Below are 20,608 nucleotides of genomic sequence, written 5' to 3'. Positions count from 1 at the left end.
GATGTTGGCGGTCGTGGCGAACGTGTTGAACGCCGCATCGACCGACGACTGCGCGCTCAAGGTGAGCACGGTCGCATTGGTGTCGGCCAGGAACGTCTTGGCCGTCGAGCCTGCCGAGAGCAGGTTGGTGCCGTTGTAGTTCGCTTGGCTGATGAAGTTGGCGACCTGCGACGTCAGCGCGTTGAAGTCGGCGGTGTAGATGGTGCGCTGGTTGGCGGTGATCGACCCGTCGGCGAGCTGCGTGATCTTGGCTTGCAGGTTGCCGATGAGGTTCGAAACGTTCGTCAGCGCAGCCTGGGTCACCGAGCCGATGCCGACACCGTTGGCGAGCGACGCCTGGATGGCGCCGTAAGCCTGCAGGTTGCCGCGAATGCCTTGGGCCACCGAAAAGGTCGAGGCGTCGTCTTGCGCATCGGCAACACGGTAGCCGGTCTGAACCTGTTTGGAGGCGACGTTGAGTCCAACTTGGGTTACGCGCAACGACGCCAGCGCCGTATACGCACCGACATTGGTATTGATGGAGTTCGACATAGTATATTCCTTCCTTCTGGAATGGATAAAATCAGCTTCTGCTGATCTAACGAGACCCTATCTCAGCAAATCGGGAAAGTCACTACAATTTTATAGAAATCTTTTTTGATGGTTTTGATGAAAAAACATGCGATTTTTGGCCAACTAACTGAACCGAATGCAGAAAATCCCCATTTTGCAAAGAATGCGTTTGGCGCATGGCTTGAATGCGCTTAACGCAATGCCGGTTTTGCGGTCGCAAGGGCTTATGTCGGATTGACGGGGCTCGGCAAGGCTTGTACGAGAAGCGCCCCAAGAGGGCCCGAACACCGGTCGGCGCGCGGGCGTGGTGAAACTGGTAGACACGCGAGATTTAGGTTCTCGTGACGAAAGTCGTGGGGGTTCAAGTCCCTCCGCCCGCACCAGGGCCGCCCGTACGAATTCGCCGTCTTATATAGAATGCCCTCGAACGGTCCCCGAAATTCTTCCGAGTTGGATGCCATGCAAGTCACTGAAACCCTGAACGACGGTCTCAAGCGCAGCTACAAGGTCATTGTGTCGGCCACCGACATCGCCGCCAAGCTCGAACTCGAGCTCGACGACCTCTCCAAGAAGGTGCGCCTGCCGGGCTTCCGTCCGGGCAAGGCGCCCAAAGCAGTGCTGAAGCAGCGCTACGGCCAGTCCGTGATGGGCGATGTGCTGCAGCGCGCGGTGCAGGATTCCTCGAATCAGGCGATCCTCGAGCGTGGCCTCAAGCCCGCCATGCAGCCCAAAATCGAAGTCGTGGACTTCGCCGAAGGCAAGGATCTCGAATACAATTTGTCCGTTGAAGTGCTGCCCGAGATCGTGCCGGTCGATTTCAAGACGATCGAACTCGAGCGCCTGAAGGCGGAGCCCGGCGAAGGCGAGCTTGCCAAAGCGCTCGAAAGCCTCGCGCGTTCGCAGAAGCAGACCAAAAAGGTCGAAGAAGACCGCGCGGCCAAGAGTGGCGACACGCTCGTGATCGATTTCGAAGGCTTTCTCGACGGCACGCCGTTCCCCGGCGGCAAGGGCAGCGACCATGCGCTCGAACTGGGCTCGAACCAGTTCGTGGCAGGGTTCGAAGACCAGCTGATCGGCAAGCGCGTGGGCGACAGCTGCGACGTCAATATCGTGTTCCCCGAGCAGTATGTGAACGACAAGCTCGCCGGCAAGCCCGCGACCTTCAAGGTGGCCGTCAAGGAACTGCGCGAGGCAATCCCGCTCGAGCAGAACGACGAGTTCGCCAAGGGGCTTGGCTTCGAGGACCTCGAAACGCTGAAGAAGGCAGTGAAGGACCAGCTGTCGCGCGAACTCACCCGCCATTCGCGCGCGCGCATGAAGCGCCAGCTTCTCGACAAGCTCGCCGACGCGCACAGCTTCGAAGTGCCCCCCAGCATGGTCGATCTCGAGTTCAACCAGATCTGGGCCCAGGTCGAAGAAGACCAAAAGCGCGGCGTCCAGGACCCCGCCAACGCGGGCAAGTCCGAAGACGATCTTAAAGCCGAATATCGCGGCATTGCCGAGCGCCGCGTGCGCTTGGGCTTGCTGCTGGCCGAAGTCGGCCGCGCCAACAATGTCCAGGTCGCGCAAGACGAAGTGAACCGCGCGCTTGGAGAACAAGCACGCCGCTATCCGGGCCAGGAGCGCGAAGTCGTCGACTATTTCCGCAACAACCCCGACGCCTTGGCGCAGCTGCGCGCCCCGATCTTCGAGGACAAGGTCGTCGATTTCATCGTCGAACTTGCCAAGGTGTCGGACAAAGACGTGTCGGCCGAAGAACTGACCAAGGAAATGGACGCGGCCTAAGCAACCGCTTCCGAAATAAGGCCATTCGAACAAGACGGCGATGCCCTTTGCGGGCGTCGCCGTCTTTATTTTTGCCGGATCACTTGATCGTGCGCGCCGCCCCGGCCTAGATATAGGGAGTGGCCCCGCGCCGTTGCGGGCAAAAAATCTCCGGAGATCCGACCCATGTCGCTCGACGCCCAGATGAGCACCCTTATCCCGATGGTCGTCGAACAGACCGCGCGCGGCGAGCGCTCGTTCGACATCTACTCGCGCCTCCTCAAAGAGCGCATCATTTTCATGGTCGGCCCCGTCAATGACGGCGTGTCGAGCCTGATCTGCGCGCAGCTGCTGTTCCTGGAGAGCGAAAACCCGAAAAAGGACATTTCGCTCTACATCAACTCGCCGGGCGGCGTCGTCACGTCGGGCCTCGCGATCTACGACACGATGCAGTATATCCGCCCAGATGTGGCGACCGTTTGCATCGGCCAGGCCGCGTCGATGGGCTCACTGCTGATGTGCGCGGGCGCCAAAGGCAAACGTTTCTCGCTGCCCAACTCGCGCATCATGGTCCACCAGCCCTCGGGCGGTGCGCAAGGTCAGGCGACGGATATCGAGATCCAGGCGCGCGAAATCCTCAATCTTCGCAAGCGCCTCAACGAGATCTACGTCAAGCACACCGGCCAGCCGGTCGAGGCGATCGAAGCGGCCCTCGAGCGCGACAAGTTCATGAGCCCGGACGAAGCCAAGACGTTCGGGATTATCGACGAAGTCGTGGTCACGCGTCCGCCGCGCCCCGAAGAGAGCAAAGCCGCCTAAGAACGACGTTGCGGCGTACCGTTTGGCACGGTCTTGGCACGGCAAACGCCGGTGCCAGGAGCGTGGCCGAAATGCGTGCGACTTGTAACGCTGCTGTCGGAGTTCTATGTTTTTCGAGGGGGCGGGACGATTTCCCCCAGCAGCGACGGAATTAGACCGGCGGCTGCGGTTGCCGCAGATGCCGGTGAGGGCTAACATCCAACCATGTTCGGATTCCCATGGGGGGAACGACCGGACGGAGCGGTGACGGAATGAACAAGTCCTCGGGCGATTCGAAAAACACGCTTTACTGCTCCTTCTGCGGGAAAAGCCAGCACGAGGTCCGCAAACTGATCGCGGGCCCGACCGTGTTCATCTGCGATGAATGCGTCGAACTGTGCATGGACATCATCCGCGAAGAGCACAAGACCACGCTGGTCAAGTCGCGCGACGGCGTGCCCACGCCCAAAGACATTTGCCAGGTGCTCGACGACTACGTGATCGGCCAAGACCATGCCAAGCGCGTGCTGTCGGTCGCGGTGCACAACCACTACAAGCGCCTGTCGCACGGCACCAAGGGTGCCGAGGTCGAGATCGCCAAGTCGAACATCCTGCTCGTCGGCCCCACGGGCTGCGGCAAGACGCTGCTGGCCCAGACGCTGGCGCGCATCATCGACGTGCCGTTCACGATGGCCGATGCCACGACGCTCACCGAAGCCGGCTATGTCGGCGAAGACGTCGAGAACATCATTCTGCGTCTGCTGCAGGCGGCCGACTACAATGTCGAACGCGCGCAGCGCGGCATCGTCTATATCGACGAAGTCGACAAGATCAGCCGGAAGTCCGAAAACCCGTCGATCACGCGCGACGTGTCGGGCGAGGGCGTGCAGCAGGCCCTGTTGAAAATCATGGAAGGCACGGTCGCCTCCGTGCCGCCGCAGGGCGGGCGCAAGCATCCGCAGCAGGAGTTCCTGCAGGTCGACACGACGAATATTCTGTTCATCTGCGGCGGCGCGTTCGCTGGTCTCGACAAGATCATCGCGGCGCGTTCGCGGGGTACGTCGATCGGCTTCGGTGCCGACGTGCGCGGCCCCGACGAGCGCACGACGGGCCTGATCCTCAAGGACGTCGAGCCCGAAGATCTGCTGAAGTTCGGCTTGATCCCGGAATTCATCGGCCGTCTGCCGGTCGTCGCCACGCTTACCGATCTTTCGGAAGAAGCGCTGGTCGACATTCTGCAGAAGCCCAAGAACGCGCTGGTCAAGCAGTACCAGCGTCTGTTCGAGATGGAAGGCATCAAACTCGGCTTCTCCGACGACGCGCTGAAGTCGGTCGCGCGCAAGGCGATCGCGCGCAAGACCGGCGCGCGCGGATTGCGCTCGATCATGGAAGTGATCCTGCTCGACACGATGTTCGAACTGCCCGGCATGACGGGCATCGAGGAAGTCGTGATCAACAGCGAGGTCGTCGAAGGTCGCGCCAAGCCATTGCATGTGCACGGCGAACGAACGCCTGCGGCGCAAGTCGGCACGTCGGCTTAACGCCGACGTTGCCGCCGGCCTTTGATCCAAGGCCGGCCCTTGACCTACGGTTTACCAGCGCCCAATTCCTTGGGGAGAGCCGCGGCGGTACAAAATTCTGGCGCTGGCGTTGCAGTCCCACCAAGGTCGGCCGAGCTGATCGGCCGAGCAGCAGGAAAGTCGAACTCGAATGGAATCGAAACGCGGCACGCTCTATCCCGTCCTTCCGCTTCGCGACATCGTCGTTTTCCCGCACATGATCGTCCCGCTGTTCGTGGGCCGCGAGAAGTCGGTGCGTGCCCTCGAAGACGTAATGAAGGACGACAAGCAGATCCTGCTCGTCGCCCAGAAGAACGCGGCCCAAGACGATCCACAGGCCGGCGACATCTATGAAGTCGGCACGATCGGCACGGTGCTGCAGCTGCTTAAACTGCCCGACGGTACGGTCAAGGTGCTCGTCGAAGGCGGCGCGCGCGCGCGCGTCACGTCGTGGGGCGACAATCCGAGCTTCTTCCAGGCCTATGCCGAGCCGATGCCCGACCGGGCCGGCACGGCCTCGGAGATGGAAGCGCTCGTGCGTACGGTCGTGAGCCAGTTCGAGCAGTACATCAAGCTCAACCGCAAGATCCCGCCCGAAGTGCTCGTCTCGGTCAACCAGATCGACGATCCGGGCAAGCTTGCCGACACGGTCGCCTCGCATCTCGCACTCAAGATTCCCGAGAAGCAGGAACTGCTCGAACTCGACACGGTCGCCCAGCGCCTCGAGAAGATCTACGCCTCGATGGAAGGCGAGATCGGCGTGCTGCAGGTCGAAAAGCGCATCCGCAACCGCGTCAAGCGGCAGATGGAAAAGACGCAGCGCGAGTACTATCTGAACGAACAACTGAAGGCGATTCAGAAGGAACTCGGCGAAACCGACGACGGCAAAGACGAAGGTGCCGAGATCGAGGAGCGCATCAAGAAGACGAAGCTCTCCAAAGAAGCGCGCGACAAGGTCTATGCCGAGCTCAAGAAGCTGAAATCGATGAGCCCGATGTCGGCCGAAGCCACGGTCGTGCGCAACTACATGGATTGGATCCTGTCGATCCCCTGGAAGAAGCGCACCAAGATCAAGCGCGACGTGAAGCACGCCGGCAAGGTGCTCGACGTCGACCATTACGGCCTCGAGAAGGTCAAGGAGCGCATCCTTGAGTATCTCGCAGTCCAGGAACGCACGATCAAAATGCGCGGCCCCATCCTGTGCCTCGTCGGCCCGCCGGGCGTGGGCAAGACGTCGCTGGGCAAGTCGATCGCGAAAGCGACCGGGCGCAATTTCGTGCGCATGTCGCTGGGCGGCGTGCGCGACGAAGCCGAAATCCGCGGCCATCGGCGCACCTATATCGGCTCGATGCCGGGCAAGATCATCCAGGGCATGAAGAAGGCAAAATCGTCCAATCCGCTTTTCCTGCTCGACGAGATCGACAAGCTCGGTTCGGACTGGCGCGGCGATCCGTCGTCGGCCTTGCTCGAGGTGCTCGATCCCGAGCAGAACGCGACCTTCGCCGACCACTATCTCGAGGTGGATTACGACCTGTCCGACGTGATGTTCGTGACGACGGCCAACACGCTGCGCATGCCGCAGCCGTTGCTCGACCGCATGGAGATCATCCGCCTTTCCGGCTACACGGAAGAGGAAAAGATCGAAATCGCGCGCGGCCATCTCATTCCGAAGCAGGAGGAGATGCACGGTCTCAAGAAGGGCGAGTGGTCGATCACCGACGAGGGCCTGCGCGATCTCGTGCGCTACTACACGCGCGAAGCGGGCGTGCGCAGCCTTGAGCGCGAAATCGCGGGTCTCACGCGCAAAGCGGTCAAGGCGATCTTGGTCGAAGGCGTCAAGAAGGTGCAGGTCACGCCGAAGAATCTCGAGAAGTATGCCGGCGTGCGCAAGTTCCGCTGGGGCGAGATCGACGGCGACGATATGGTGGGCCATGTCAATGGTCTGGCATGGACAGAAGTCGGCGGCGAAGTGCTGTCGATCGAAGCCGTCATGTCGCCCGGCAAGGGTAAGATGACGATCACCGGCAAGCTCGGCGACGTGATGCAGGAATCGATCCAGGCCGCACATGCCTACGTGCGCAGCCGGGCCGCGAGCCTCGGCATCAAGCCGCCGATGTTCGAACGCCGCGACATCCACGTGCACGTGCCGGAAGGGGCCACGCCCAAGGACGGTCCGTCGGCCGGCGTGGGCATGGCGACCGCGATCGTGTCTGTGCTGACCGGCATTGCGGTTCGCCGCGACGTGGCGATGACGGGCGAGATCACGCTGCGCGGCCGCGTGCTGCCGATCGGCGGCCTCAAGGAGAAGCTGCTGGCCGCATTGCACGCGGGCATCAAGACCGTGCTGATCCCGAAGGACAACGAAAAGGATCTGGCCGAAATCCCCGAGAACGCCAAGAAGGCGCTCGAGATCGTCTCCGTCTCGACGGTCGACGAAGTGCTGGCGCGCGCATTGACGCGCGTTCCGCAGGCCATCGAATGGATCGAGCCCGAGATCGAAAACGTGCCGACCAAGAAGGCCGAGGGCGACGCGACCGGTCTCGTCACGCACTAAGCGTCGCGGATACGCAACGCGCGCGATAAAATGGGCCGCCGGCGGAAACAAAACGCGTTTTCGTCGGCGGCCCTTCGTGTTTTTTGTCAAGTCGGAAAAATTGTGGATACCCGAATCCGCGCGATTGACGGGGCTGCTGCAACCACCTAGAACCGGCCTCTCTCGCGCGCGACTTTGCGTGCAGTTCCGATCGATCCTTCCCGCGGAGTGCGCTTCGCCCGTGAACAAGCACGATCTCATTGCCGCCGTTGCGGCCAAAACCGAACTGTCGAAAGACCAGGCGGCGCAAGCGCTCGACGCAGCGCTCGAGACGATCGCCCGCCAGCTGCGCAAGGGCGAAGACGTCAAGCTGTTCGGCTTCGGAACCTTCTACGTGGCCCAGCGCAAGGCGAGTGCGGGACGCAATCCGCGCACCGGCGAGACCATTAAGCTCAAGGCCAGCCGCTGCCCGAAATTCAAGGCTGGAAAATTTCTGCGCGATGGGTTGAATTGAGCCCTCGCTTCGGGCGGTTAGCTCAGCGGTAGAGCGCCTCGTTTACACCGAGAATGTCGGGGGTTCGATCCCCTCACCGCCCACCACATTTTTTCGTCCTGCTCGCAAGGTAGCGCCATGAAGATCGACGGTACGCCCTATCGCACGATCTGGCCGGCGGCCGACGGCCTTGCCGTCGAAGTGATCGACCAGACGCAACTGCCGCATCGTTTTGTCGTGCGGCGCTGGATCGCTCTTGGCGATTCCGCGGACGCCATCAAGACCATGGTCGTGCGCGGTGCGCCGCTCATCGGTGCCGCTGCCGCCTACGGCATGGCGCTGGGCTTGCGCGCCGATCCGTCCGATCGCGGTCTGCAGCTTGCCTACGACACGCTCGTGGTCACGCGGCCGACAGCGATCAATCTGCGCTGGGCGCTCGACCGCGTGCGCGCAGCCCTCGCACCCGTCGAAGCGGGTTCGCGGGCGGCAGCCGCATGGCGACTTGCAGCCGAGATCTGCGACGAGGACGTCGCGATCAACGAAGCCATCGGTCGCAACGGATTGACGGCGATCCGCGAGGCGGCCGCGCGCAAAGCCAAGGCAGGCGGGAAGGGGCCCGTCAACATCCTGACGCATTGCAACGCGGGCTGGCTCGCGACGGTCGATTGGGGCACGGCGATAGCACCCATCTACATGGCGCACGATGCCGGCGTTGACGTGCATGTGTGGGTCGACGAGACGCGGCCGCGCAACCAGGGTGCGTCGTTGACGGCGTGGGAACTCGGCCGCCACGGCGTGCCGCACCACATCGTCGCCGATAATGCGGGCGGGCATTTGATGCAGCACGGGCTCGTCGATCTGTGCATCGTCGGCACCGATCGCGTCACCGCGCGCGGCGACGTATGCAACAAAATCGGCACCTATTTGAAGGCGTTGGCCGCTTTCGACAACGGCGTGCCGTTCTACGTGGCGCTGCCGAGCCCGACGATCGACTGGACTGTTTCGGACGGCGTCAAGGAGATCCCGATCGAGCAGCGCAGCCCGCTCGAAGTCACGCGCATCGCCGGCCGCCTTGCCGACGGCAGCGTGGTCGAGGTCGATATTGCGGCCCCCGGCAGCTCCGCGCGCAACGACGCGTTCGACGTGACGCCGGCGCGGCTGGTCACCGGGCTCATCACCGAGCGGGGGATCTGTGCGGCGAGCCCGGCGGGCCTGGCCGGGCTTTTCCCGGGCCAAGCCCCGCTAGTCGCTTGACGCGCGGTTTGCGGACCGTTACATACCGCAGACTTTCGAGCCAAGTCCTCGCGCGGGCGTAGCTCAGTTGGTTAGAGCGCCGGCCTGTCACGCCGGAGGCCGCGGGTTCAAGTCCCGTCGCTCGCGCCACTTGGCCGAAAGTTCCGACTTTCCCCAAAGAAAGCCTGCCATTTGCCGATGGCAGGCTTTCTTTGTTGCAGCGCAGCATCGCGATCTATTGGAATTATGACAGCGCGGTGGCCGGTTCTGTTAAGGTTCGGATCACGGCTCCTTAAATCGTGGCAAAAATTGGCGCTTTGGCCTATAGGAGAAAGACTTATCGGATTCGAGCCAGGGGGTCTGGCGGACGGCGCTGGAATTTGGGGATCCAATGGACGCACATGCGGCATTGCTGCGCGAATATCTGCCGATTCTCATGTTCTTGGGATTGGCGATCGTCTTGTCGGTTTTGATGGTTGTGGCATCGCTGATCATTGCGCGCCAGAAACCCGATACCGAAAAACTCTCCGCCTATGAATGCGGCTTCGAAGCCTTCGACGATGCGCGCCGTAAATTTGACGTGCGCTTCTATCTGGTCGCGATCCTGTTCATTATTTTCGACCTCGAAGTCGCGTTCCTATTCCCGTGGGCGGTATCCCTGGGTGAGATCGGCATGTTCGGATTCTGGTCGATGGTCGCCTTTTTGGGCGTGTTGACGATCGGCTTTGTCTACGAGTGGAAAAAGGGAGCTCTCGAATGGGAGTGATCGAAGCGCACGGAACCGGGCCTCTGCCGCCGGGCCCGGCGCAAGACGCGCTGTTGAAGGCTGCCGTCGACGACATCCAGGAAAAAGGCTTCGTCGTGGCACAGCTCGACAAGCTCGTCGGTTGGGCGCGCACGGGTTCACTGTGGCCGATGACTTTCGGGCTCGCCTGCTGTGCCGTCGAAATGATGCACACGGCCGCGAGCCGCTACGATCTCGACCGTTTCGGTATGGTCTTCCGCCCGAGCCCGCGCCAGTCGGACGTGATGATCGTCGCCGGCACGCTCACCAACAAAATGGCGCCGGCGCTGCGCAAGGTCTACGACCAGATGGCCGAGCCGCGCTGGGTGCTGTCGATGGGCAGCTGCGCCAATGGCGGCGGCTACTACCATTACTCCTACGCGGTGGTGCGCGGCTGCGACCGCATCGTGCCGGTCGATATCTACGTACCGGGCTGCCCGCCGACCGCAGAAGCGCTGCTCTACGGCATCATCCAGCTCCAGAAGAAGATCAAGCGCACCACGACGATCATGCGCTGAAGGGACAAAACGGTTCGCAACATGGCTGCGTATCTCGATCCATCGCTCGCCGCACTCGGCGACAAGATCAAAGCCGATCTCGGCGCCGACATTTTGGCCGTCGAAATCGACAAGGGCGAATTGTGCGTGACCGTCGCGCGCGCTTCGATCCTGCGCGTGCTTGGCCATCTGCGCGACGATGCGGACTGCAAGTTCGCCGCTCTCATGGATCTGTGCGGTGTCGATTGGCCCGAGCGTGTCGAGCGTTTCGACGTGGTCTACAATCTGCTGTCGATGCGCCACAATCGGCGCATCCGCGTGAAGCTCAGCACCGATGAAAACACGCCGGTCGAATCGGCTGTGGGGTTGTTCCCGTCGGCTGGCTGGTTCGAGCGCGAAGCCTGGGATCTTTACGGCATCTATTTCGCCAACCATCCCGATCTGCGCCGCCTGCTCACCGACTACGGCTTCGAAGGCCATCCGCTGCGCAAAGACTTCCCGCTCACGGGCTATGTCGAAGTGCGCTACGACGCGGCCGAACAGCGCGTGGTCTACGAGCCAGTGAAACTCACGCAGGATTTCCGCTCGTTCGATTTCCTGTCGCCGTGGGAAGGTCTTGGTCTCGCACAACTCGGCAAGTTGCCGGGCGACGAAAAAGCGGCCGCCCCTGCAGCACCGGTTGCGCCCGCGGCACCGGCCCCCGCAGCTCCGGCAAAGGCATAGACGCCATGGCTGAACCCACACTCGCGGCACCCTCTGGCGAACAGACCCCCGGCCAGGTTCGCATCAAGAACTATTCGCTGAATTTCGGGCCGCAACATCCGGCAGCGCACGGCGTGCTGCGCCTCGTGCTCGAACTCGACGGCGAAGTCATCGAGCGCGCCGATCCGCATATCGGACTTCTGCATCGCGGCACCGAGAAGCTGATCGAATACAAGACGTATCTGCAGGCCGTGCCCTATTTCGATCGGCTCGACTACGTGTCGCCGATGAACCAAGAGCACGCCTACGCGCTCGCGGTCGAGAAACTACTCGGCATCGAGGCACCCCCGCGCGCGCAGTATATACGCGTGCTCTATGCCGAAATCGGCCGCATCCTCAACCATATTCTGAACGTCACGACGTTTGCGCTCGATGTCGGCGCCATGACGCCGCTGCTGTGGGGCTTCGAAGAGCGCGAAACGCTGATGGAGTTCTACGAGCGTGTGTGCGGTGCGCGCCTGCATGCGGCCTATTTCCGACCCGGTGGGGTGAGCCAGGATCTGCCGCCGGGCCTGGCGGAAGATATGCTCAAATTCATCGCGCACTTCCCCAAAGTGCTCGACGACATCGAAAACCTGCTCACCGAAAACCGCATCTTCAAGCAGCGCACGGTGGATATCGGTGTGGTATCGAAGGCCGATGCATTGGCCTGGGGCTTTTCGGGGCCGATGGTGCGCGGCTCGGGCATTCCGTGGGATCTGCGCAAGGCGCAGCCCTACGACGCGTATGAGGCGATGGAATTCGACGTGCCGATCGGCAAGAACGGCGACTGCTACGACCGCTATCTCGTGCGCATGGACGAGATGCGCCAGTCGCTGCGTATCATGAGGCAGGCGATCGAGAAGATGCCGGGCGGGCCCGTCAAGACCGACGACCGCAAGGTGGCGCCGCCGCCGCGCGCCGACATGAAGCGCTCGATGGAAGCCCTCATCCACCATTTCAAGCTCTACACCGAAGGCTACCGCGTGCCGGCGGGCGAGACCTACACGGCCGTCGAAGCGCCCAAGGGCGAGTTCGGCGTGTATCTCGTATCGGACGGCACGAACCGGCCTTACCGCTGCAAAATCCGCGCACCGGGTTTTGCGTTTCTGCAGGCGATGGATTTTCTCGCCAAGGGCCACATGCTGGCCGACGTCGTCGCGATTATCGGATCGCTCGACATTGTTTTCGGAGAGATCGACCGATGAGTGGCGGCACTGCCCACGCCGAACAGCCTGCGACCTTCGCCTTCACGCCCGAAAATTTCGCTTGGGCGCAGAAGGTCATCGCCAAATATCCGCAGGGCCGCCAAGCAAGTGCGGTCCTGCCGCTTCTCGATCGCGCCCAGCGCCAGCATCGCAATTGGCTGCCGCGCGCGGCCATGGACTATGTGGCGGGCCTGCTCGACATGGCGCCGATCCGCGTCTACGAGGTCGCGACCTTCTATTCGATGTTCAATCTCGCCCCGGTTGGCGAATGGTTCCTGCAGGTTTGCACGACCACGCCGTGCTGGCTGCGCGGCTCGGACGAGGTGATGAAAGCGTGCGAGCGCAAGCTGCGCGTGAAAGCCACGGGCGATGCGAGCTTCCTGCATTCGGCTGACGGCAAATTCACGGTGCGCGAGGTCGAATGCTTGGGGGCGTGCGTCAATGCACCGGTCATCCAGGTCAACGACGATTTCTACGAAGATCTCGACGGCGCTTCGACCGAAAAGCTGATCGATGCTTTGGCGGCGGGCAATCCGCCGCCCAAGGGCCCCATGAACGGCCGCCAAGTTTCGATGCCGGCGGGCGGGCGCACGAGCCTGTTCCCGGTCCCTGCAAGCGGAGCCGAATGATGCTTCAGGACAAAGACCGCATTTTCACCAATCTTTATGCCGACGGTGACTGGGGCCTTGAGGGCGCGCGCAAGCGTGGCGATTGGGACGGCACCAAGGAGATTCTCCTCAAGGGCCGCGACTGGATCATCAAGGAGATCCAGGATTCAGGATTGCGCGGGCGCGGCGGGGCAGGGTTCCCGACCGGCATGAAATGGTCGTTCATGCCCAAAAAGTCCGACGGGCGGCCCCATTATCTCGTCGTCAATGCCGACGAGTCCGAGCCGGGGACGTGCAAGGATCGCGAGATCCTGCGCCACGATCCGCACAAGCTTGTCGAAGGCTGCCTGATCGCCGGTTTCGCGATGGGGGCCAACGCCGCCTACATTTATGTGCGTGGCGAGTTCTACAACGAATCCTCGAACCTCGAACGCGCTGTGCAGCAGGCGTATGCAGCAGGGTTGCTCGGGCCCGACGCGTGCGGCTCGGGCTGGCCGTTCGACGTGTATGTGCATCGCGGGGCAGGCGCCTATATCTGCGGCGAAGAAACCGCCCTCATCGAATCGCTCGAAGGCAAAAAGGGCCAGCCGCGCCTGAAGCCGCCGTTTCCGGCCGGCATGGGCCTTTATGGCTGCCCCACCACGGTCAACAACGTCGAATCGATCGCGGTTGCGCCGACAATCATCCGGCGCGGGGCGGCGTGGTTCGCAGGGATCGGGCGGCCCAAGAATTCGGGCACGAAGTTGTTCTGCATCTCGGGCCACGTCAACAAGCCTTGCACGGTCGAAGAGGCGATGAGCATTCCGCTCAAGGAACTCATCGAAAAGCATTGCGGCGGCGTGCGCGGCGGTTGGGACAATCTGCTTGGCATCATTCCGGGCGGTGCTTCGGTTCCGGTGCTGCCGAAATCGATCTGCGACACGGTGCTGATGGATTTCGACGCGCTGCGCGAAGTGCGTTCGGGCCTCGGCACGGCGGCTGTCATCGTCATGGACAAGTCGACCGACATCGTGAAGGCGATCGCACGCCTTTCGCGTTTCTACATGCACGAAAGCTGCGGCCAGTGCACGCCGTGCCGCGAGGGTACAGGCTGGCTGTTCCGAGTGATGCAGCGCATGGTCAAGGGCGAGGCAGAGCTCAAGGAAATCGACATGCTTGAGGAAGTCACGCGCCAGATCGAAGGCCACACGATCTGCGCGCTTGGCGATGCGGCGGCGTGGCCCGTGCAGGGCCTCATCCGCCATTTCCGGCCCGAGATGGAAATGCGCATTCAGAACTACAAAGCCTCGCGGCAACAGCCGCGCGCGGCGGCCGAGTAAAAAGGGACGAGACCGAGCATGCCGAAAGTTACCATCGACGGCGAAGCGATCGAAGTTCCGGCCGGGATCACGGTCCTGCAGGCGTGCGAGATCGCGGGCAAGGAAGTGCCGCGCTTCTGCTACCACGAGCGCCTGTCGGTCGCGGGCAATTGCCGCATGTGCCTGGTCGAGATGGAGAAGAGCCCGAAGCCCGTCGCGTCGTGCGCGATGCCGGTGGCCGAAGGCCAAGTCATCAAGACCGACACGCCGCTCGTCAAGAAGGCGCGCAACGGCGTGATGGAGTTCCTGCTCATCAACCATCCGCTCGATTGCCCGATCTGCGACCAGGGCGGCGAGTGCGACTTGCAGGACCAGGCCATGGCCTACGGCATGGACCGCGGCCGCTATCTCGAAAACAAGCGCGCCGTGCCCGACAAGGACATTGGCCCGCTCGTCAAAACCATCATGACGCGCTGCATCCACTGCACGCGCTGCGTACGCTTCTCGACCGAAGTGGCGGGTACGGAGGAACTCGGTGCCGTGTTCCGCGGCGAGCATATGGAAATCGACACTTATATTGAGAAGGCGCTGTCGAGCGAGCTCTCGGGCAACATCGTCGATCTTTGCCCGGTGGGTGCGCTCACGTCGAAGCCCTACGCCTTCAATGCGCGCCCTTGGGAGCTGCGCAAGACCGAAACGATCGACGCGTTCGACGCGCTCGGTGCGAGCATCCGTGTGGATGCGCGCGGGCCCGAAGTGCTGCGCGTCTTGCCGCGCCTCAACGAGGGTACGAACGAAGAGTGGATCGGCGACAAGACGCGCCACGCGATCGACGGCCTGCGTCGCCAGCGCCTCGACCGTCCCTATGTGCGCAAAGACGGCAAGCTGCAGCCGGCAAGCTGGGCCGAAGCGCTTGGTGCTGTTGCTGCCAAGCTCAAGGCGACGGCGCCTGCCAAGATCGCCGCTATCGCGGGCGACATGGCCGATTGCGAGGCGATGGCGGCTCTCAAGGATCTGATGGCCGGCCTCGGCAGCCCCAATCTCGACTGCCGCCAGGACGGTGCGAAGCTCGATCCGTTGCTGCGCGCAAGCTGGCTGTTCAACTCGACGGTCGCGGGCATCGAAGAGGCCGACGCGATCCTTTTGATCGGCACCAATCCGCGCTGGGAAAGCCCGGTTCTCAATGCACGCATCCGCAAGCGCTACCGCGCTGGCGGAGTCAAGATCGCGGCGATTGGGCCGCAGATCGATCTCACCTACAAATACGAATATCTCGGCGCAGGTCCTTCGAGCCTCTCCGACCTTCTCGCAGGCAAGATTTCGTTCGCCGAAACCTTGAAGGCCGCCAAGAAGCCGATGCTGATCCTGGGGCAAGGCGCGCTTGCGCGCGCGGACGGGGCGGCAGTACTCGCACTCGCACGCAAGCTTGCCGACGAATTCGGCTTCGTGGCCGAAGGCTGGAACGGCTTCAACGTGCTGCACACGGCAGCTTCGCGTGTCGGCGGCCTCGAACTCGGCTTCGTGCCGCAGGCGTTCGGGCGCGACGTCGCCGGTATTCTCGACGGGGCCGCGAACGGCGACATCGAATTTGTTTACCTGCTCGGGGCCGACGAATTCGACACGAACCGCCTCGGCAAGGCCTTTGTCGTCTATCAAGGCCATCACGGCGATGCGGGGGCCGCGCGCGCCGACGTGATCCTGCCGGGTTCGGCCTTCACCGAAAAGAACGCGACCTACGTCAACACCGAGGGCCGCTTGCAACATGCGCGCCTCGCCGTGTTCCCGCCGGGCGAGGCCAAGGAAGATTGGAAGATCTTGCGCGCTTTGTCCGAGCATGTCGGCAAGAAGTTACCCTATGACACGCTTGCGCAAGTGCGCGCCCGCCTCGAGGCGATCTCGCCCGTGTTCGCGACGCGCGACGTGCCGCAACCGGGCATCTGGGGTGCGTTCGGCAAGGAAGGGCCGGTCGACAGCGCCGCCTTCGTGTCGCCGATTTCGAACTACTACATGACCGATCCGATCAGCCGCGTGTCGGAAACGATGGCGGCCTGCACGCAGACCTATCTCGAAGCCCGCGCGGGCAGGACCGGTACGCATGGCTGAGGGCACCTTTCTGAGCATGGCGCTGACGGGCGCCTTGATACTGGGCCAGATCCTGCTGGTGACCGTGCCGCTGCTGCTTGCGGTCGCGATGCTCACCTATGCCGAGCGCAAGGTGATCGGCGCGATCCAGCTGCGCAAAGGCCCCAACGTCGTCGGGCCGTTCGGCCTGTTCCAGCCTTTCGCCGACGCGCTGAAGCTTCTCACCAAAGAAACCATTGTGCCCACAGGTGCAAACCGCATCGTGTTCATGATGGCGCCGATGCTCACGCTGCTGCTGAGCCTCGTCGCGTGGGCCGTCATCCCGTTCGATGCGGGCTGGGTCATCGCCGACATCAACGTCGGCATCCTCTATCTGTTTGCGATTTCCTCGCTCGGCGTCTACGGCATCATCATGGCGGGCTGGGCGTCGAACTCGAAATATGCATTCCTTGGCGCCATGCGCTCGGCAGCGCAGATGGTGTCCTACGAAGTCTCGATCGGCTTCGTGATTATCACCGTGCTTTTGTGCGTGGGCTCGCTGAACCTGTCGGACATCGTGAACGCGCAGAAGAACATGTGGTTCTTCATCCCGCTCTTCCCGATGTTCGTGATCTTCTTCGTGTCGGCCTTGGCCGAAACCAACCGGTCGCCGTTCGACCTGCCGGAAGGCGAGTCCGAAATCGTCGCGGGCTATTTCGTCGAATATTCGTCGATGAGCTTCGCGATGTTCTTCCTCGGCGAATACGCTGCGATGATCCTGATGAGCGGGATGACGGCGATCCTGTTCCTGGGCGGCTGGCTGCCGCCGTTCGACATCGCCCCGTTCAACTGGATTCCGGGCATCGTGTGGTTCGCACTCAAGACCGCCTTGTGCCTGTTCGTGTTCCTGTGGGTGCGCGCGACGATGCCGCGCTATCGCTACGACCAGCTCATGCGTCTGGGCTGGAAAATCTTTCTGCCGTTTTCGCTGTTCTGGGTCGTGGCCACAGCCGGGGTGCTGATGGCGACGGGCTGGATTCCGCGCTGAGAGGGAATGGACCGATGGCAGGCAATTTGAACCAAGGGGCCAAAGCGCTGCTGCTGTCCGAGCTGGTCTCGGGCATGGCGCTCACCTTGAAGTATTTCTTCAAGCCGAAGGTCACGCTGAACTACCCCTACGAAAAGGGGCCGATCAGCCCGCGTTTCCGCGGCGAACATGCGCTGCGCCGCTATGCGAGCGGCGAAGAACGCTGCATCGCGTGCAAGCTGTGCGAGGCCGTGTGCCCGGCCCAGGCGATCACGATCGAAGCGGAACCGCGCGCCGACGGCAGCCGGCGCACCACGCGCTACGACATCGACATGACCAAGTGCATCTATTGCGGCTTCTGCCAGGAAGCCTGCCCGGTCGACGCGATCGTCGAAGGCCCGAATTTCGAGTTCTCGACCGAGACGCGCGAAGAGCTCATGTACAACAAGGACAAGCTGCTTTCCAACGGCGACCGTTGGGAAACAGAGATCGCGCACAGCCTTGCTGCCGACGCACCCTATCGCTGAGCCCGGAGACGTTTAAGCCCCATGCTTGCCGCCATCGTCTTCTACGTCTTCGCCGCGATCCTGGTCGCGTCCGCCGCGATGGTCATCGTGGCGCGCAACCCCGTGCACTCGGTGCTGTTCTTGATCCTGTGCTTCTTCAACGCGGCGGGTCTGTTCGTGCTGATGGGTGCGGAGTTCCTGGCGATGATCCTGGTCGTCGTCTATGTCGGTGCGGTCGCCGTGCTGTTCCTGTTCGTCGTGATGATGCTCGACGTTGATTTCGTGAAGCTGCGCGAAGGCTTCGCGCGCTATCTGCCGGTGGGGGCCGCCGTCGGGCTCGTGCTCGCGGCCGAGCTTGTGTTCGTGCTCGCACCCTGGGCCTTCTCGGCCTCGGTGCCCGAGGCGATTTCGGTGCCGATCCCGGATCCCGGCCAGATCCACAACACGAAGGCAATCGGCCTCGTGCTCTATACCGACTATGCGTATCTCTTCCAGGCCGCGGGGCTCGTGCTGCTCGTCGCGATGGTGGGGGCGATCGTGCTGACCTTGCGCGACCGCGAAGGCGTGAAGCGCCAGTCGATCGCGCGCCAGGTTGCGCGCACACGCGCCGAGGGCGTTGAAACCGTTTCGGTCAAATCGCGCGAGGGGGTCGACGTCTGATGGAAATCGGTCTGGGCCATTATCTGACCGTGGCGGCGATTCTGTTCACGCTCGGCATTTTCGGCATCTTCCTCAATCGCAAGAACGTGATCGTGATCCTGATGTCGGTCGAGCTGATGCTGCTCGCCGTGAACATCAATCTCGTCGCGTTTTCGACGCATCTGGGCGATCTCGTCGGCCAGGTTTTCGCACTGTTTGTGCTGACGGTTGCGGCCGCCGAAGCTGCCATCGGTCTTGCGATCCTCGTCGTATATTTCCGCAATCGCGGCACGATCGAGGTCGAAGACATCAACATGATGAAGGGTTGAGGGGGAAGAGCCCGCATGTACGCCGCCGCCATCTTCCTGCCGCTGATCGGGTTCGTGCTGGGCAGCCTTGCCCTCATGTCTTCGTTCCCGCCCGCAACCCGCGACCGCGTGGCGCAGATCGCCACCTCGGCCTGCGTGTGCTTGGCCGCCCTGTTCTCGCTTGTCATCTTCTATCAAGTCGGCATCAAGGGCGAGACGCGCACGGTTGAGCTGTTCACCTGGATCGAGTCCGGCGCTTTCGTCGCCAATTGGGCGCTCAAGTTCGATGCGCTGTCGGCGACGATGCTGTGCGTCGTCACGATCGTCTCGTCGATGGTGCATGTCTATTCGATCGGCTACATGTCGGAAGACAAGTCGATCCCACGCTTCATGTCGTATCTGTCGCTGTTCACCTTCTTCATGCTGATGCTGGTGACAGCCGACAATTTCATCCAGATGTTCTTCGGCTGGGAAGGCGTGGGCCTTGCCTCGTATCTGCTGATCGGCTTCTGGTACGACAAGGACAGCGCCAACGAAGCCTCGATCAAGGCGTTCCTCGTGAACCGTGTCGGCGATTTCGGTTTTGCCCTCGGCATCTTCGGCGTGTTCCTGATGTTCGGCTCGGTGCAGTTCGCCGACGTGTTCGCGGCCGCTCCGCAGATGGTCGGCAAGACGATCGAGTTCCTGTCCTGGGAGTTCGACGCTCTGACGACCTTGTGCTTGCTGCTGTTTGTCGGCGCCTGCGGCAAGTCCGCACAGCTTTTCCTGCACACATGGTTGCCCGACGCGATGGAAGGCCCCACGCCGGTGTCGGCCCTCATCCATGCGGCCACGATGGTTACGGCGGGCGTGTTCATGGTCTGCCGCCTGTCGCCGATGTTCGAATATGCGCCCACGGCCCTTGCGGTCGTGACCGTCGTGGGTGCTTCGACGGCTCTGTTCGCGGCCTCGGTCGGCCTCGTACAGAACGACATCAAGCGCGTGATCGCCTATTCCACTTGCTCGCAGCTCGGCTACATGTTCTTCGCTGCCGGCGTCTCGGCCTATCCGGCCGCGATGTTCCATCTCACCACGCACGCTTTCTTCAAAGCGCTGCTGTTCTTGGGTGCCGGCTCCGTGATCCATGCGCTGCACCACGAGCAGGACATGCGCAAGATGGGCGGCAACGTCCACACCAAGATCAAGACGACCTACATTCTGATGTGGATCGGCTCGCTTGCATTGGCAGGCATGGGCATTCCCGGCATTGGCGGTTTTGCCGGCTTCTACTCCAAAGACATCATCATGGAGAGCGCTTGGGCCGTCGAAACCGGTGTGGGACGCTACGCTTTCTGGCTCGGCATTGCGGCCGCGACGATGACGGCGTTCTATTCGTGGCGCCTCATCTTCATGACTTTCCATCGCGCACCCGCGACCGACCATCACGCGACCGACCATGCGCACGAAAGCCCGACCGTGATGCTGGTCCCGCTCTATGTGCTGGCTTTCGGCGCGTTGTTCTCGGGCGTCGCACTCGCCCCCTTGTTTGTGGGCGACGGCCACAATGCCTTCTGGGGCTCGGCCATTCTTTCGCTGCACGACACGGTTGAGCATGCGCACCACGCCCCGCATTGGATTCCACCGCTGCTCGTGGCGGTCGGCTTGGGCGGGATCGGGCTTGCCTACGGCTTCTATATCCGCGATCCGAACCTTCCGCGTCGTCTGGCGAAGGAATTCCAGGGTTTCTACCTGTTCCTTTTGAACAAGTGGTATTTCGACGAGCTCTACAACCGCATCTTCGTGCGGCCCTCTTTCTTGATCGGCCGTTTCTTCTGGAAGCAGGGCGACGGGCAGGTCATCGACCGCGGCGGCCCGGATGCTCTGGCCGCCGGCACGCTGCGTCTGGCGCAGCGCGCGAGCCTGCTGCAGACCGGCTATCTCTATCACTACGCCTTCGCGATGCTGATCGGCATCGTGCTCCTTGCCACCTGGTACGTGCTGCGCGCGGGCCACTGAGAGA

At 62.4% G+C, this 20,608-nt stretch carries 19 protein-coding genes and 3 tRNA genes; 21 read left to right on the top strand and 1 reads right to left on the bottom strand.

Going from position 1 to position 20,608, the window contains the following annotated elements; all coding sequences use genetic code 11:
- The coding region (locus O9320_20400; protein MCZ8313212.1) for a hypothetical protein at nt 1-531 on the bottom strand (531 nt) is incomplete at its 3' end.
- 319 nt (nt 532-850) lie between these two features.
- Here O9320_20400 and O9320_20395 point away from each other — a divergent pair.
- From O9320_20395 to nuoL, 21 genes are all read left to right on the top strand, one after another.
- Nucleotides 851-935, top strand: a tRNA-Leu gene (locus O9320_20395).
- Between the two features lie 76 nt (nt 936-1,011).
- Nucleotides 1,012-2,337 (top strand): trigger factor, encoded by a 1,326-nt coding sequence (gene tig / locus O9320_20390; protein MCZ8313211.1) that lies wholly within the window; start codon nt 1,012-1,014, stop codon nt 2,335-2,337.
- 165 nt (nt 2,338-2,502) lie between these two features.
- A complete protein-coding gene (gene clpP / locus O9320_20385) occupies nt 2,503-3,135 on the top strand; it encodes an ATP-dependent Clp endopeptidase proteolytic subunit ClpP (GenBank protein MCZ8313210.1) in 633 nt (210 codons plus the stop codon).
- 251 nt (nt 3,136-3,386) lie between these two features.
- A complete protein-coding gene (gene clpX / locus O9320_20380; GenBank protein MCZ8313209.1) occupies nt 3,387-4,655 on the top strand; it encodes an ATP-dependent Clp protease ATP-binding subunit ClpX in 1,269 nt (422 codons plus the stop codon).
- A 169-nt stretch (nt 4,656-4,824) separates the two neighbouring features.
- Complete coding sequence (gene lon / locus O9320_20375) at nt 4,825-7,227, top strand: endopeptidase La (protein MCZ8313208.1); 2,403 nt, start codon at nt 4,825-4,827, stop codon at nt 7,225-7,227.
- Between the two features lie 220 nt (nt 7,228-7,447).
- The gene (locus O9320_20370; protein MCZ8313207.1) at nt 7,448-7,720 is read left to right on the top strand and encodes an HU family DNA-binding protein; all 273 of its coding nucleotides are present in this window, start codon (nt 7,448-7,450) and stop codon (nt 7,718-7,720) included.
- A gap of 11 nt (nt 7,721-7,731) precedes the next feature.
- Nucleotides 7,732-7,806, top strand: a tRNA-Val gene (locus tag O9320_20365).
- A gap of 31 nt (nt 7,807-7,837) precedes the next feature.
- Nucleotides 7,838-8,953 (top strand): S-methyl-5-thioribose-1-phosphate isomerase, encoded by a 1,116-nt coding sequence (mtnA, locus tag O9320_20360; GenBank protein MCZ8313206.1) that lies wholly within the window; start codon nt 7,838-7,840, stop codon nt 8,951-8,953.
- Nucleotides 8,954-9,005: 52 nt separating this feature from the next.
- Nucleotides 9,006-9,082 (top strand) — tRNA-Asp (locus O9320_20355).
- 241 nt (nt 9,083-9,323) lie between these two features.
- A complete protein-coding gene (locus O9320_20350; protein MCZ8313205.1) occupies nt 9,324-9,698 on the top strand; it encodes an NADH-quinone oxidoreductase subunit A in 375 nt (124 codons plus the stop codon).
- Nucleotides 9,689-10,234, top strand: coding sequence for an NADH-quinone oxidoreductase subunit B (locus O9320_20345; GenBank protein ID MCZ8313204.1), 546 nt, complete (start codon nt 9,689-9,691; stop codon nt 10,232-10,234). The genes O9320_20350 and O9320_20345 overlap by 10 nt, the downstream gene beginning before the upstream one ends.
- Before the next feature lie 21 nt (nt 10,235-10,255).
- Nucleotides 10,256-10,936 carry an NADH-quinone oxidoreductase subunit C gene (locus O9320_20340; protein ID MCZ8313203.1) on the top strand — a complete coding sequence of 227 codons (681 nt, stop codon included), beginning with the start codon at nt 10,256-10,258 and terminating at the stop codon, nt 10,934-10,936.
- A gap of 5 nt (nt 10,937-10,941) precedes the next feature.
- Nucleotides 10,942-12,162: an NADH-quinone oxidoreductase subunit D gene (locus O9320_20335; protein MCZ8313202.1), complete on the top strand. Its 1,221-nt coding sequence runs from the start codon at nt 10,942-10,944 to the stop codon at nt 12,160-12,162.
- Entirely contained in the window at nt 12,159-12,791 is a 633-nt protein-coding gene (gene nuoE / locus O9320_20330; GenBank protein ID MCZ8313201.1) for an NADH-quinone oxidoreductase subunit NuoE, read from the top strand. The genes O9320_20335 and nuoE overlap by 4 nt, the downstream gene beginning before the upstream one ends.
- Nucleotides 12,791-14,089: an NADH-quinone oxidoreductase subunit NuoF gene (nuoF, locus tag O9320_20325; GenBank protein ID MCZ8313200.1), complete on the top strand. Its 1,299-nt coding sequence runs from the start codon at nt 12,791-12,793 to the stop codon at nt 14,087-14,089. The genes nuoE and nuoF overlap by 1 nt, the downstream gene beginning before the upstream one ends.
- 18 nt (nt 14,090-14,107) lie before the next feature.
- Nucleotides 14,108-16,171, top strand: coding sequence for an NADH-quinone oxidoreductase subunit NuoG (gene nuoG / locus O9320_20320; GenBank protein MCZ8313199.1), 2,064 nt, complete (start codon nt 14,108-14,110; stop codon nt 16,169-16,171).
- A gap of 16 nt (nt 16,172-16,187) precedes the next feature.
- Nucleotides 16,188-17,177 (top strand): NADH-quinone oxidoreductase subunit NuoH, encoded by a 990-nt coding sequence (gene nuoH / locus O9320_20315; protein MCZ8313198.1) that lies wholly within the window; start codon nt 16,188-16,190, stop codon nt 17,175-17,177.
- Nucleotides 17,178-17,191: 14 nt separating this feature from the next.
- Nucleotides 17,192-17,683, top strand: a complete 492-nt coding sequence (gene nuoI, locus O9320_20310) for an NADH-quinone oxidoreductase subunit NuoI (GenBank protein ID MCZ8313197.1) — start codon at nt 17,192-17,194, stop codon at nt 17,681-17,683.
- Nucleotides 17,684-17,704: 21 nt separating this feature from the next.
- Nucleotides 17,705-18,322, top strand: a complete 618-nt coding sequence (locus tag O9320_20305; protein ID MCZ8313196.1) for an NADH-quinone oxidoreductase subunit J — start codon at nt 17,705-17,707, stop codon at nt 18,320-18,322.
- The gene (gene nuoK / locus O9320_20300) at nt 18,322-18,630 is read left to right on the top strand and encodes an NADH-quinone oxidoreductase subunit NuoK (protein MCZ8313195.1); all 309 of its coding nucleotides are present in this window, start codon (nt 18,322-18,324) and stop codon (nt 18,628-18,630) included. Before O9320_20305 ends, nuoK begins: the two co-directional genes overlap by 1 nt.
- 15 nt (nt 18,631-18,645) lie before the next feature.
- The gene (gene nuoL / locus O9320_20295; protein MCZ8313194.1) at nt 18,646-20,604 is read left to right on the top strand and encodes an NADH-quinone oxidoreductase subunit L; all 1,959 of its coding nucleotides are present in this window, start codon (nt 18,646-18,648) and stop codon (nt 20,602-20,604) included.
- The last annotated feature ends 4 nt before the right edge of the window (nt 20,605-20,608 follow it).

Source organism: Magnetospirillum sp., assembly GCA_027532905.1.
Lineage (GTDB): Bacteria > Pseudomonadota > Alphaproteobacteria > CACIAM-22H2 > CACIAM-22H2 > Tagaea.
This window is presented reverse-complemented; position numbering and strand designations above follow the sequence as displayed.